This is a genomic window from Janthinobacterium sp. HH106 (assembly GCF_001758725.1).
Taxonomy (GTDB): Bacteria; Pseudomonadota; Gammaproteobacteria; order Burkholderiales; family Burkholderiaceae_D; genus Janthinobacterium.
Window position 1 is genome coordinate 1 of the sequence record NZ_LRIC01000031.1, and the last position, 13,745, is coordinate 13,745.

Below are 13,745 nucleotides of genomic sequence, written 5' to 3' on the forward strand. Positions count from 1 at the left end.
CGGCAGGCGCAGGTTCCGCCTGCGCGGGCAAGACTGGAACAGCTTCCGGCGCCGGTGCAGCCGCCTTGCTTGAGAGAAAATAGTAAGCGCCCGCACCGCCCAGCAGTACTACTGCGGCGACGGCTGCAGCGATCAGTTTCATGCGGCTGCCCGCCGCTGGGCTGTCACTTGGCGTGTCGGCCACGGGAGCTGGCGCTGGTGCGGGTTCCAGTACGGGTGCGGGTGCGGGTGCGGGTGCAGGATCGGCACGGCGCTTTTCCAGCACGGGCGGTGGCGGCGGTGGCGGCGGTGGCGCGACCGGCTCCGGGATGAAGACGGGAACGGGTTCCGGAACAGCTTGCGCGACCATTTCTGCCACTGGAGCGGGCTCAGGAACGACCACACTCACTGGTTCGGGAATCGGCGCCGGCACAGGTGCCGCAACAGGTTCTGGCGGCAGCACTGGCGCCACAGCAAAGCTGAATGCGCATTTGGGGCAGAACTTGGCATCGGGCTTGCAATCATGGCCGCACTGGCCACAGGATTTGCCCGGCACGGCAGCGGCGGCGGTCGTGGCGGCGGCAAACGTGGTGCCGCAGGAAGAACAGAATTTGGCGCCCGGCTTATTCTCGGCTTGGCAGGAAAGGCATTTCAATTGGCATCTCTTTTCATATCAACGCTGGGAGTCGCGTACGCTGGCGCTTGCCAGAAAGGCAGCTTTGTTGCCGTACGGCTAAATATCCAACGAGTATATTTTCAAACACCAAGTTGCCACAAGGGAAAATTGCTTTTTGCTCTATTCAATTTTTAAATATTGGTAAAAATCCCGCCGCCACGGCGGTTTGCCGCCCCATCTTGGTGCGCCCATAGCAAAAAACCCGGCAACGCAGTACGCGTTGCCGGGTTTTTCAAAGCCCGAGGGCCAAAGACTATCTACTTGCGTCCACCCCGTGCCGGCGCGGCATGGCCGCCCTTGGCTGGCGGCTTGCTGCCACGGCCCATCGGCACGGCGGCCGGCTTGGCCTTCGTCTTGATGGTCGACAGAATCGATGGACGCACTTTCGACTCGGCGGCCGACGCTTTGGGCGCCGCTGCCGTGCCGCCCAGGGCGATGCGGTTCTTGCCCGGCGTGACCTTGAACTTGTCCGGCGTGCCGGCGCCATGCGTCTGGCGGCTGCGTTCGCCTGCGGCCAGGCCGCCCGATTCCGACGACGTCCAGGCGGGGATCAGATGCTTGTCGCCATTGCCGATCAAGTCGCCACGGCCCATGTTGACCAGCGCTTCGCGCAAGATCGGCCAGTTGGCCGGGTCCTGGTAGCGCAGGAACGCTTTATGGGTGCGACGGATCTTGCCGCTGCGCGCCGTTTCCACCACTTCCGAGTCGGCTGTCACCTTGCGCAGCGGATTCTTGCGCGTGTGGTACATGGTGGTCGCCATGGCCATCGGCGTGGGCATGAAGGTCTGTACCTGGTCCAATTTGAAATTGTTTTTCTTCAGCCACAGGGCCAGGTTCAGCATGTCCAGGTCCGTCGTGCCCGGATGGGCGGCGATGAAATACGGGATCAGGTATTGCTTCTTGCCCGCTTCCAGCGAAAAACGGTCGAACATTTCCTTGAATTCGTCGTAGGCGCCGATGCCGGGCTTCATCATCTTCGACAAGGTGCCCTCTTCCGTGTGCTCAGGGGCGATCTTCAACAGGCCGCCCACATGGTGCGTGACCAGTTCCTTCACGTACTCGGGCGAACGCACGGCCAGGTCGTAGCGCAAGCCCGAACTGATCAGCACTTTCTTGATGCCGGGAATGGCGCGCGCCTTGCGGTACAGGGAAATGAGCTTGCTGTGGTCCGTGCCCAGGTTCACGCAGATGGACGGGTACACGCAGGACAGGCGGCGGCACGACACTTCGATCTCTTTTTCCTTGCAGGCCAGGCGGTACATATTCGCCGTCGGGCCGCCCATATCGGAAATGGTACCCGTAAAGCCTTTGGTTTTATCGCGGATATGCTCGATTTCGCGCAGGATCGACGGTTCCGAACGGCTCTGGATGATGCGGCCTTCATGTTCCGTGATCGAGCAGAAGGTGCAGCCGCCGAAGCAGCCGCGCATGATGTTGACGGAAAAGCGGATCATTTCCCAGGCGGGGATATGCGCCTTGCCATAGCTCGGGTGCGGGGCGCGCGCGTAATTCATGTCGTACACGCCATCCATCTCGTCCATGGCCAGCGGCAGCGGCGGCGGATTGAGCCACACGTCGCGCTCGCCGTGCGCCTGCACCATGGCGCGCGCATTGCCGGGATTCGATTCCAGGTGGAACACGCGCGACGCGTGCGCATACATGACGGGGTCATCCTTGACGACGTCGTAGGCGGGCAGGCGCACGACCGTCTTGTCGTGCTTTTCCTTGGCCATGGCCAGGCGCTCTTCGCGGCTCATGATGCGGATGGGCTTGATGACTTCGGCCGACTTGGAGGCGTTTTCCGTGGCGCAGGCGGTCTTGTCTTCCTGCACCATCTCGTACGGGCTGTAGTGCGGGTCGATCTTGCCGGGCACGTCGACGCGGGTGGAATTGTGCACGCCCCAGTCGTCGCCGGGCAGCCAGCCGGCCGGCACCATGAAGGCCGTGCCGCGCAAGTCGCGGATATCCTTGATGTGTTCGCCGGCGGCCAGGCGGTGCGTCAGGTCGACCAGCGCCCGCTCGGCATTACCGAAGATCAACAAATCAGCCTTGGAATCGGGCAAGACGGAACGGCGGACCTTGTCCGACCAGTAATCGTAATGGGCGATGCGGCGCAAGGACGCTTCGATGCTGCCGATGACGATGGGCACGTCGGAATACGCTTCGCGCGCGCGCTGGGCGTACACAGTGACGGCGCGGTCCGGGCGCTTGTTCGGTTCGGCATTGGCCGTGTAGGCGTCGTCGGAGCGGATCTTGCGGTCGGCCGTGTACTGGTTGACCATGGAATCCATGTTGCCGGCGGTAATGCCGTAGTACAGGCGCGGCTTGCCGAGGATGCGGAAGGCGTCGGCCGACAGCCAGTCGGGCTGGCTGATGATGCCGACGCGATAACCCTGCGCTTCGAGCAGGCGGCCGACCAGGGCCATGCCGAAACTCGGATGGTCAATGTAGGCGTCGCCCGTGACGAGGATGACGTCGCACTGGTCCCAGCCCAGCGCGTCCATCTCGGCACGCGACATCGGCAGGAAAGGCGCCACGGCAGCGCGGGCAGACCGCTTGGGAACGGTCGCAAATAAATTGGTAGGGGAGCTCATAGGGTACGGATTGTACCGGAATTGGCCATTTCCAACCTGACGGCCTGCTTTTTACTGTTGGATTTCAGTACAAAAAACGTTTATTTTTCAATCACTTGGGGAAAGAAGGCCCTTGGGGTCAGACCCTTCGGGGGTCTGACCCCAGCTTTTCCCCGGGTTACATCAGATCCCCATATTGGCAAGAATCTCGCCAAGTTCGCGCAGCGCCGGCTCCAGTTTCGGATGCTTGACGGCAAACTTGGCCGACAATTCCTGGCTGCGCTCGGCCAATCCATACGTGGTCGACTCTTCTTCCTGCTCCTGCGCGGCGCGCTTTTCCATCAGCAACTTGATGTCGACATCGAGTTTTTGCAGCAAACCATGCAGTTCTTCATCGACGGGACCGCTGCTTGCCAGTGTCGAATGCAGCTGTTGCAGCGATTCCTTGAGTTTGCTATCCATGTTTTTTCCTGTCAGTCAGTAAATTGCGTGTCCAGGAACAATTGTTCCACCTTGCTCCTGGCCCACGGGGTCTTGCGCAAAAACTTCAGGCTCGACTTGATGCTGGGATCGCTGATGAAGCAATTGATATCGATGTGCTTGGCCAGGCCGTCCCAGCCGTAGTGGGCGTGCAGGCGCGTCACGATACCTTCCAGGGTAATGCCATTCAAATCTTGCTGACTCATATACTCTTTCAACTGCCTTCTTGTTTACATCTTACTCAATTCTACGCCGCCGGCACGGAAAGCTTGCGTGCGCCATGTCAACGCAACGCAAGCTTCTGATGAGGACGTCTTACTTGGCGTTCAAGCCCCGGCGTTCCAGCAGCGGTTCCACTGTGGCGTCGCGGCCGCGGAAGTCACGGAACAGCTGCAGCGCATCGACGCTGCCGCCGCGCGACAGCAATTTGCTGCGGAACCAGTCGCCATTCTTGCGCGTCAGGCCGCCGTTTTCCTTGAACCAGTTGACCGATTCCGCGTCCAGCTTTTCCGACCACAGGTAGGCGTAATACGCGGCCGAGTAGCCGCCCGAGAAGCTGTGCGAGAAATACGTGGTGCGGTAGCGCGGCGGCACGGGCGCGTAGTCGACACCCGCGTCTTTCAACGATGCCGCTTCAAAGGCCAGCACGTCCGTCGGGATCTGGCTTGGCGCCAGCTGGTGCCAGCGCTGGTCCAGCAAGGCCGCCGACAGGTATTCCGTCGTCATGAAACCCTGGTTGAATTTCTTCGCCGCCGTGACCTTGTCGAGCAATTCCTGCGGCATGGCCGCGCCGCTCTGGTAGTGCTTGGCATAGTTTTGCAGCACTTCCGGCCAGACGGCCCACATTTCATTGACTTGCGACGGGTACTCGACGAAGTCGCTCGGCACGCTGGTGCCGGCAAAGCGCGGGTATTTCACGTTCGAAAACATGCCGTGCAGCGCATGGCCGAATTCGTGGAACATGGTCGTCACTTCATCAAACGTCAATAAGGTCGGCTGGCCGGCGGGCGGCTTCGGAATATTCAACTGGTTGGCGACGACGGGATGCGTGCCCATCAGTGACGATTGCGACACATATTCATTCATCCACGCGCCGCCATGCTTGTTGCCGCGCGCATAGAAGTCGGCGATGAACAGGGCCAGCGGCTTGCCGTTGGCATCCAGAACGTCGTAGACGCGCACGTCCGGGTTGTATACCGGCAAGTCCTTACGCTCCTTGAAGCTGATGCCGTACAACTTGTTCGCGGCAAAGAAGACGCCATTGTTCAGCACGCTGTTGAGTTCCAGGTACGGTTTCAGCTCGTTTTCATCGAAATTGAAACGCTGCTTGCGCAGCTTGTCCGTGTAGATGGCCCAGTCGGCCGCTGCCACCTGGAAACCGCCCTTTTCCGCATCGACCACTTGCTGCAGGTCGGCCGCTTCGCGGCGCGCATTCGCGACGGCCGGTTTCGCCAGTTCCGACAGCAGGGTATTGACGGCCGTCGTGGTCTTGGCCGTCTGGTCTTCCAGCGAGTACGCGGCGTAGTTGGCGTAACCGAGCAAGGTCGCCCGTTCGGCGCGCAGTTTGGCCAATTTCAGCACGATGGCGCGGTTGTCGAACTCGCCGCCCTGGCTGCCGCGGTTCAGCGACGCGTCCATCAGGCGCTGACGCGTCTTGCGATCCGTCAATACGGCCAGCGGCGGCTGGCCGCTGGTGTTGACGAGGGCGATGACGAACTTGCCCGTCAAGCCCCGTTCCTTGGCGGCCGCGGCAGCCGTGTCGATATCGCTGTCCGTCATGCCGGCCAGCTCGGCACGGGTGTCGACGACGATGCTCTTGGCATTCGTTTCCTTCAGCACGTTTTGCGCGAAGGCCGTTTCCAGGCCCGCCTGCTCGGCGTTATAGGCTTTCAGTTTTTCCTTGTCCGCATCGGACAGCTTGGCGCCGGCGCGCACGAAATCCGTGTGATAGCGTTCGAGCAGGCGCAGGGATTCGGCATCGAGGCCCAGCTTGTCGCGCTTGGCGTACAGGGTGTCGATGCGGGCAAACAGTTTCGGGTTCAGCGTGATGGCGTCGCCATGCGCGGCCAGTTTCGGCGACACGTCCACTTCCACCGCTTCCAGCACGCTGTTCGTGTTGGTCGAGGTCATGTTGCTGAAGATGCTCTGCACGCGGTGCAGCAGCTGTCCCGTGCGCTCGAGGGCCACGATGGTGTTTTCAAACGTGGCCGGCTGGCGGTTGCTGGCAATCGCATTGACTTCGGCCAGCTGGCGTTTCATGCCTTCGGCAAACGCCGGCGCGTAGTGACCATCCTTGATCAGGCCGAACTGCGGCATCTGGAACGGCAGCGGGCTCACTTTGAGCAGGGGATTCTGGGCGCTGACGGCGGCGGCAGGTGCAGCGGCGGCGGCCATGGCGGATGGGGCGGCGTGGGCCAGCATGACGCTGGCGGCGATGACGAGCAGTTGTGGACGGATCATGACATCTTTCAGGAAGCGCGGGGAAGAACCGCGATCGCGTCGCGGGCCAGTGGCAGATCATAGCAGCCTGTCACACAGGCGTCATCCAACATGGGCGATCCTGTGGTGCAGCACGCCAAATGCGCGGTTTACCACGGTTTACAGGCAAAATCCCCAAATAAAAATGGCCGCCAATTGCCGGGCGGCCATTGATGTTCAGCACAGACGAGGCCGGTGCTGGGGAGAAATTACTTGCCGTTCAAGCCACGGCGTTCCAGCAGCGGCTCGATCTTCGCATCGCGGCCGCGGAAGTTGCGGTAGATGTCGAGCGCGTCGGCGCTGCCGCCGCGCGATAGCAGTTTATTGCGGAACCAGTCGCCGTTCTTGCGCGTCAAGCCGCCGTTTTCCTTGAACCACTCGACCGTGTCGGCATCGAGCTTTTCCGACCACAGATACGCGTAGTAACCGGCCGAATAACCGCCCGCGAACGCGTGCGAGAAATACGTGGTGCGGTAGCGCGGCGGCGCCGGGGCGAAATCGACGCCCGCTTCCGTCAAGGCGGTTTTTTCAAACGCCAGCACGTCGGTGGGGATCTGTGCCGGGGTCAGCTGATGCCAGCGCTGGTCCAGCAGGGCCGAGGCCAGGTATTCCGTGGTTTTATAGCCCTGGTTGAAATTGTCGGCCGCCGTCACTTTCGCCAGCAGTTCGGCCGGAATGGCCGCGCCCGTCTGGTAGTGCTTGGCGTAGTTTTGCAGCACTTCCGGCCACAGCGCCCACATTTCATTGACTTGCGACGGGTATTCGACGAAGTCGCGCGGCACGCTGGTGCCGGCGAAGCGCGGGTATTTCACGTTCGAAAACATGCCGTGCAGCGCATGGCCGAATTCGTGGAACATGGTGTTGACTTCGTCAAACGTCATCAGGGTCGGCTGGCCCGCTTCCGGTTTCGGAATGTTGAGGTTATTCGCGATCACCGGCTTACGGTTCAGCAAGGTCGACTGGCCCACATAGGCATTCGCCCAGGCGCCGCCGCGCTTGTTGCTGCGCGCGTAAGGGTCGAGCGTAAAGATGGCCAGTTGCGTACCGTCTTCATTGAAGACGTCGTAGACCAGCATGTCGGACGTGTAGACGGGCAAGTCGGTGCGCTGCTTGAAAGTGAGGCCGTACAACTTGCCGGCGGCAAAGAACACGCCCTTGGTCAGCACGCTGTGCATTTCAAAGTACGGTTTCAACTGCGTCTCATCGAAGTTGTAGCGTTCGGCGCGCACCTTGTCGCTGTAGAAGGCCCAGTCGGCGGCGCCCACCTTGAAGCCGCCCTTGCCTGCATCGATGACCTTCTGGATATCGTCCGCTTCACGGCGCGCATTGACGACGGCCGGCTTCGCCAACTCGCCCAGCAGGGCGTTGACGGCGGTGGTGTCGTGCGCCGTCTGGTCTTCCAGCGAATAGGCCGCGTAGTTCGGGTAGCCCATCAGCGCGGCACGTTCGGCGCGCAGCTTTGCCAGTGCCAGCACTTCCTCGGTGTTGTCGAACTCGCCGCCACGGCTGCCGCGCGCTTGCGATGCCGCCATGATGCGTTCGCGCACGGCGCGGTTGGTCAGCAGCGACAGCGGCGCCTGGCCCGTCGTGTTGACGAGGGCGATCACATATTTGCCGTCGAGGCCGCGCTTCTTGGCCAGGCCGGCGGCCACTTCGATGGCGGCCGGCGACAAGCCGTCGAGTTCTTCGCGCGTATCGACGACGACAGCCGAAGCGTTCAATTCCTTCAGTACATTTTGTGCGAACTTGGTCGACAGGGCAGCCAGCTGGCCGTTGTAGGCGCGCAGCTTTTCCTTGTCCGCCGCCGACAGCTTGGCGCCGGCGCGGACAAAATCGGTGTGGTAGCGCTCGAGCAGGCGTTTCGATTCCGCATCCAGACCCAGCTTGTCGCGCTTGGCGTACAGGGTGTCGATGCGCTGGAAAAGCTTGTCGTTGAGCATGATCGCGTCGCTGTGGGCCGCCATCTTCGGCGCCAGTTCGCGTTCCAGGCCTTGGATCGTATCATTCGTGTTGGAACCGGACATCACGGAAAACACGGTGCGCACGCGGCCCAGCAGCTGGCCCGAGCGTTCCATGGCCACGATGGTGTTGTCGAAGGTGGCCGCTTTCGGGTTATTGGCAATCGCGTTGATTTCCGCCAGGTTGGCGGCCATGCCTGCCGTAAAGGCGGGCGCGTAGTCGGCATCCTGCACCTTGTCGAACGGCGGATACTGGAATGGCAGGCTGCTCGCTTGCGCAAACGGGTTCGAGGCGGGCAAGGCGGCGGTAGCGGCGGGCACGGTGGTAGCGGCGGTGGCGGCAAAAGCGGCGGCGGCTGGCGCCAGCATCAGGCTGGCGGCGATGACGAGCATTGTAGGACGGGTCATGTCTTCTTTCAAGGAACGCAAGAGAGCCGCGATTGTGTCGCGGGCCAGCCTGAAATAATAACAGCCTGACACACTTGCGTCACCAGCAACTACCGGTGGTAGCGCGCCTGCCAGTAATGAACGGTTTTCATGCGCCCCGCACTACGATGCCGATTTAATAATGCGGCGGACGTTCGTTGACCAGCCCGCCATTCGCCTGCTGCGCCCCGTCCCTCACATGCTCGCCCAGCTTGTGCAGCATCGCTTCCAGCTGGTCGATGCGCTTGCCCTGCTGGTACACCATCTGGTTCAGCGACTCGACCAGGTCTTCCTGCTGCGCCAGCTTGATTTCGATATCGACGAAACGTGTTTCCATCTGTTCTGCATTGTCCATGGTGCTCTCGGTGATTCCTGACTGAAAGGGGGCATTCTACCGCCGCAGCGGCGTGAGCCAGGACAAACTGCGTCCATTCGCCGCCGGACGGGGCCCGATTTCTGTTTATTCTTCCTGGATAGGCTCAAGCCGCTTGACGAATGAGAACAAACGATTACAATGAACACACCAACGCGACCCGAACCAGTACTGATCGATACGCGCAAGACGGCCGAATACCGGCGCTGGGAAGACTCCCTGCACGATGTGGCGGCCGCCGCCATCGATGCACGCATCAAGCATTTGCAGCACGGTAAAAAGGGCGACTGGCGGCCAGTGGGCGAAGGCGTGTGCGAGCTGCGTTTTTTACAGACGGGACCCGGCTGGCGCGTGTACTTTCACGAAACGAATCGGGGCACCCTGATCTTGCTGCTGCTGGGTGGCAACAAATCGAGCCAGCAGCGCGACATCAAACAGGCGCAAGCGATACTCAAGGACTTGAAAGCCCGGCAGGCAGCCATCCGGAAAGCGGCGGCAAGCCCATCGACAGGAGCACGAAAGAAATGAACCACCATATCGACCATGACACCTTCGACCTCGACGACCTGGAAGCCTTAGGCCTTAGCAAATTTGACCCAACCCAACACCTGACCAGCAAGGCCGCCGTGGCCGCCTACATGAGCGAAATCGTCGCCACCGGTAACGCCGAACTGTTCCAGTCGGCCATGAACGACGTGGTGCGCGCGTACGGCATGGGCAAGGTGGCGGCCCGGGCCGACATCACGCGCGAAGGCGCATATAAAGCCTTGCGCGAAGGCAGCAAGCCGCGCTTTGAAACCATTTTGAAGATGCTCGATGCGCTGGGCATGCAGCTGGCCATCGTGCCCAAAACCACGCCCGACAGCACCGTGGAAGCGTGAACGCTGCTTAAGCCTTCGGCGCGGCCAGCAAGGCCTTCATGCGCGCCAATCTTTCCTTGGGCGAAATCACTTCCGCCTCCGTCGGCACGGCATCGCCCACGTCGAGTTGCATTTCCTTGATGAAGCGCGACGGGTCGCAATGGACTTGCTCGCCCGCCCGCTTGCGCTTCTTGCACCAGGTGACGTGCAAGGTGCGCTGCGCGCGCGTGATGCCCACATACATCAGCCGCCGCTCTTCCTGGATACGCGCGGCGATGGTTTCGGCCGGCGCGTCAGGATCGCCCTTGTGCGGCAAGATCCCCTCTTCCACGCCAACGAGAAATACGTGCGGAAACTCCAGCCCTTTCGACGCGTGCAGGGTGGACATGCGCACGGCGTCCTGCTCTTCGTCCTTGCCCTCGAGCATGGTCATCAGGGCCACCATCTGCGTCAGTTCCAGCACGTTCTTTTCTTCGCCATCGCGGTCCTTGCCGCCCCTGCCCCGTTCCTTGAGCCAGTTGACGAATTCGAGCACGTTCTGCCACTTGCTTTGCGCTTGCCGTTCCTCGAAGGCATCGTACAGATACGATTCGTAGTGGATTTCCTTCATCATGTCGTCCAGCACTTCGGCCGCGTTGTCGCCGCTGCCGGCAGCGCCGGGACGGCTGGCGCGCGACTCGAGGTCGTTGATGAAGTTGCAGAAGTCGCGCAGCGGACCCAGCTGGCGATCCGTCAGCTTGGCCTCGATGCCGCCCTTGAACACGGCCTGGAACAGCGAGCACTGCCACTGCCCCGAGAATGCGCCCAGCACCTCCAGCGTCGACTGGCCCACGCCACGGCGCGGCGTCGTCACGGCGCGAATGAAGGCCGGGTCGTCGTCTTCGTTGGCCAGCAAACGCAGGTAGCTGATGATGTCCTTGATCTCGGCCTTATCAAAAAAACTCTGGCCGCCCGAGATCGTGTACGGAATGCGCTCCTTGCGCAGACATTGTTCGATGATGCGCGCCTGGTGGTTGCCCCGGTACAGAATCGCGTAATCGGAAAATTTGTTCTTGCGCTCGAAATGGTCGGCCGAGATCATGATGGCGACCTGCTCCGCCTCCTGCTCGTCCGTCTGCATGCTCAGCACCTTGATCGGCTCGCCCAGGCCGTGTTCGGACCACAGCGACTTTTCAAACAGCTTCGGATTGTTGCCGATGACGGCATTGGCCGCATTGAGCACGCGCATGGTGGAGCGGTAATTCTGCTCAAGCTTGATCACGCGCAAGTCGGGGAAATCCGTTTCCAGCGTTTTTAAATTTTCCACCGTGGCACCGCGCCACGCATAGATCGCCTGGTCGTCGTCGCCCACGGCCGTAAACATCGGCTTCTTGCCGATGCCCGTCACCATCAGTTTGACCAGTTCGTACTGGCAGGTATTCGTATCCTGGTATTCATCGACCAGCAGGTAGCGCAAACGGCGCTGCCACTTGTCGCGCACGGGGCCGTTGTTGCGGAACAATTCCACGGGCAGGCGGATCAGGTCGTCGAAATCGACGGCCTGGTAGGCGGAAAGCGTGGCCACATAGCTGCGGTAGATGCGCGCCGCGTTGGCTTCATCTTCATCCTTGGCTTGCGCCAGCGCCATGTCCGGATCGATCAGGCCATTTTTCCAAAGCGACATGGCATTCTGGATGCCGCGGATCACCTGTTTATCGGTGGTAATGGCGAGATCTTGCACGAGGGAAAAACAATCGTCGCTGTCCATGATGGAAAAGCGGTCCTTCAGCCCCACGCCATTGGCTTCCTGGCGCAGGATTTTCACGCCCAGCGAGTGAAAGGTCGACACCGTCAACTGCTTGGCCTGGCGCGGCTGTTTCAATAATTTGGCGATGCGTTCCTGCATTTCCAGCGCCGCCTTGTTGGTGAAGGTCAGTGCGGCAATGGTGCGCGGGTCATACCCCCGGTCTTCGATCAGATGGGCGATCTTTTGCGTGATCACGCGCGTCTTGCCCGAACCGGCGCCCGCCAGCACCAGGCAGGGGCCGTCGAGGTAGGTAACCGCTTCGCTTTGGGGCGCATTCAGACCGAACTGTGGTGCTTTGGACATCAGGGTATTTCCGCAGGGAACAGCAGCCCATTGTAACAGCGTCGTGCAGCCTATTTGCATGCCGGACCATGCCTGAAAAACAGGCAATGGCATTGATATATCGCCATATGCCGCCATCTTGGCCGATGCAATGCGTGCGGCGATGCCACGCCTGGAGTACCATTCCGCCTATATCGCCCGTGCGCGCCCACTTACCGAATGGCAGTCCCATGAAATTTGAACACCTGATTGAAATCAATGATCCGTTGAATCCGCTGATCGATACCTTGACCCTGGAACAAGTGTGGCGCGGCCTGGTCTTGCGCGCCGAGTCGCCGAAGCTGTTCGTGCCGCACCTCGATGAGTGCCGGATCAGCGAGCGCTGCGACGCCGGTTTCGCGCGCAGCCTGCGCTATGGCGAACTGGTCATCAACGACAAGGTGGTGCTGGTGCCGCAACTGCAGGTGCGCTATGAAGTGCCGGCGCAACAGGATATCAGCGCTTCCTCGCTGGTGATGACCATCGAAATGCCCGACGAAGCGAGCCTGTGGGTGCGCTTCCAGTACGACGACGGCCATGACGCGGCCACCGATGCGGCCAACGCCCTGTACGACGACTTCCGCCGCTCGGCCTACAAGGAGTCGGACATCGACACGGTGCGCATCATGCGCGAACTGGCGCTCGAGGGACGGCTCGATGCAGGTCTGCTGAATTAAGCTCCCACGCTAAATTCGTGCGCTGCGGCCCCATAGCTGGTCGGGGCGAAACTGCAGTCCCGCCTGCTCCGCGCTGAGCACTTCGCGGATGGCGTGCAAGTCCACGCGCGTATCGCGCCGCAGCGGCACGTCCAGGCGCGCGCCGCGGGGGCCGACCAGCGACTGCACGTGGGGCGTGGTGGCGTTCAAGCCCTTGCGCGTGACAACGCCGATTTCCCCGTTGAGTAATTTGACGAAAGTGCCGACCGGGTAGATGCCCAGCTCGCGCACCAGCAGGGACGCCAGCGGCGCATCCAGGGTGGCCTTGTCGGCCATCAACATTTCACGCAGGGCCACGTTCGGCAGCAAAGGCTGGCGGTAGCTGCGCTTCGACACGCGCGCGCAATAGCGGTCGGCCAGCATGATCAGCCGGGCGCCGATGCCGATCGCCTCGCCTTGCGTGCCCAGCGGATAGCCGCTGCCATCGATATTTTCATGGTGCTGCAGCACGGCCTGCAGCCAGACGGCGTCCGTGACGCCGACCACGCGCAGCAAGTCGACACCGGCTTGCGGATGGGCGCGCAAATAGGCGCGTTCCTGCGCGTCCAGCGGGCCCGCCTTGTGCTGGAAATCCGCATGGCGTTCCAGCATGCCCACATTCATGCTCAGCGCGGCCAGCAGCACACTGCGCACGACGGCGTCGTCGAGTTTCAGGGCGCGCGCCAGCAGGGCCGTGATGACGGCCGTGTCGACGCTGTGGCGCACGGCAAAGTCGCCCGCGCCCTGGTTGTGCAGGATGCAGGCCAGCGCCACGTCGGCATCCAGAACAACGGCCTCTTCCACCAGTTGCGCCAGCGGCGCCAGGGACAGGTGGCTGCCCGCCTGCCCGGCGGCGATGACCGGCAAGACGAGGGCCAGCCCTGCCGTGACGAGGTTCAGCATGCGCAGGGCCGATGGCGCTTCCGTGGCCGTGCGCGGCACGTCGGCGCTGGTATCGGCGATGACGCCGCGCGCCAGCAGCAATGCGATCTGGTTTTCGCTGCTGATGACATGGCCCAGCCTGGCCAGCAAGCCGCCCGTTTCGCCATGCACGTCCCAGGGCAGGGCCACGCCCAGGGCGAGTTCTCCCGCGTAAATGCGCCGAATTTTCACATCGTCTCCATCATCGCCTGCACCCGC

At 61.7% G+C, this 13,745-nt stretch carries 12 protein-coding genes and 1 pseudogene; 4 read left to right on the top strand and 9 right to left on the bottom strand.

The window, feature by feature from the left end:
• Positions 1–358: pseudogene (locus JAB8_RS29935) on the bottom strand (DUF3108 domain-containing protein); the annotation flags it as partial.
• A 144-nt stretch (positions 359–502) separates the two neighbouring features.
• Here JAB8_RS29935 and JAB8_RS29940 point away from each other — a divergent pair.
• Positions 503–790: a hypothetical protein gene (locus tag JAB8_RS29940; protein ID WP_240453482.1), complete on the top strand. Its 288-nt coding sequence runs from the start codon at positions 503–505 to the stop codon at positions 788–790.
• 122 nt (positions 791–912) lie between these two features.
• On the opposite strand, the gene JAB8_RS14390 is transcribed toward JAB8_RS29940, so the two are convergent.
• The 6 genes from JAB8_RS14390 to JAB8_RS14415 all read right to left on the bottom strand — a co-directional run bounded on the left by JAB8_RS14390 (position 913) and on the right by JAB8_RS14415 (position 8,925).
• Positions 913–3,174: a YgiQ family radical SAM protein gene (locus JAB8_RS14390; protein WP_070290369.1), complete on the bottom strand. Its 2,262-nt coding sequence runs from the start codon at positions 3,172–3,174 to the stop codon at positions 913–915.
• Between the two features lie 237 nt (positions 3,175–3,411).
• On the bottom strand, positions 3,412–3,690 hold the full coding sequence (locus tag JAB8_RS14395) for a DUF4404 family protein (protein ID WP_070219601.1): 279 nt from the start codon (positions 3,688–3,690) through the stop codon (positions 3,412–3,414).
• Positions 3,691–3,701: 11 nt separating this feature from the next.
• Complete coding sequence (locus JAB8_RS14400; RefSeq protein WP_070219603.1) at positions 3,702–3,914, bottom strand: VF530 family protein; 213 nt, start codon at positions 3,912–3,914, stop codon at positions 3,702–3,704.
• A gap of 109 nt (positions 3,915–4,023) precedes the next feature.
• Positions 4,024–6,168 (bottom strand): M3 family metallopeptidase, encoded by a 2,145-nt coding sequence (locus JAB8_RS14405; protein WP_070290270.1) that lies wholly within the window; start codon positions 6,166–6,168, stop codon positions 4,024–4,026.
• A gap of 227 nt (positions 6,169–6,395) precedes the next feature.
• Positions 6,396–8,552: a M3 family metallopeptidase gene (locus tag JAB8_RS14410; RefSeq protein WP_070290272.1), complete on the bottom strand. Its 2,157-nt coding sequence runs from the start codon at positions 8,550–8,552 to the stop codon at positions 6,396–6,398.
• A gap of 154 nt (positions 8,553–8,706) precedes the next feature.
• Positions 8,707–8,925, bottom strand: coding sequence for a SlyX family protein (locus JAB8_RS14415; RefSeq protein WP_070290273.1), 219 nt, complete (start codon positions 8,923–8,925; stop codon positions 8,707–8,709).
• A 159-nt stretch (positions 8,926–9,084) separates the two neighbouring features.
• On the opposite strand from JAB8_RS14415, the gene JAB8_RS14420 reads away from it, so the two are divergent.
• Positions 9,085–9,471 carry a type II toxin-antitoxin system RelE/ParE family toxin gene (locus tag JAB8_RS14420; protein ID WP_070290276.1) on the top strand — a complete coding sequence of 129 codons (387 nt, stop codon included), beginning with the start codon at positions 9,085–9,087 and terminating at the stop codon, positions 9,469–9,471.
• The gene (locus JAB8_RS14425; RefSeq protein WP_070290278.1) at positions 9,468–9,824 is read left to right on the top strand and encodes an addiction module antidote protein; all 357 of its coding nucleotides are present in this window, start codon (positions 9,468–9,470) and stop codon (positions 9,822–9,824) included. The genes JAB8_RS14420 and JAB8_RS14425 overlap by 4 nt, the downstream gene beginning before the upstream one ends.
• 7 nt (positions 9,825–9,831) lie before the next feature.
• On the opposite strand, the gene JAB8_RS14430 is transcribed toward JAB8_RS14425, so the two are convergent.
• Positions 9,832–11,892: a UvrD-helicase domain-containing protein gene (locus JAB8_RS14430; RefSeq protein WP_070290279.1), complete on the bottom strand. Its 2,061-nt coding sequence runs from the start codon at positions 11,890–11,892 to the stop codon at positions 9,832–9,834.
• 209 nt (positions 11,893–12,101) lie between these two features.
• On the opposite strand from JAB8_RS14430, the gene JAB8_RS14435 reads away from it, so the two are divergent.
• Complete coding sequence (locus JAB8_RS14435; RefSeq protein WP_070219615.1) at positions 12,102–12,587, top strand: SRPBCC family protein; 486 nt, start codon at positions 12,102–12,104, stop codon at positions 12,585–12,587.
• Between the two features lie 9 nt (positions 12,588–12,596).
• Here JAB8_RS14435 and JAB8_RS14440 read toward each other — a convergent pair whose 3' ends face one another.
• Positions 12,597–13,718 carry an HD domain-containing phosphohydrolase gene (locus JAB8_RS14440; RefSeq protein WP_254679519.1) on the bottom strand — a complete coding sequence of 374 codons (1,122 nt, stop codon included), beginning with the start codon at positions 13,716–13,718 and terminating at the stop codon, positions 12,597–12,599.
• Between the last annotated feature and the right edge of the window lie 27 nt (positions 13,719–13,745).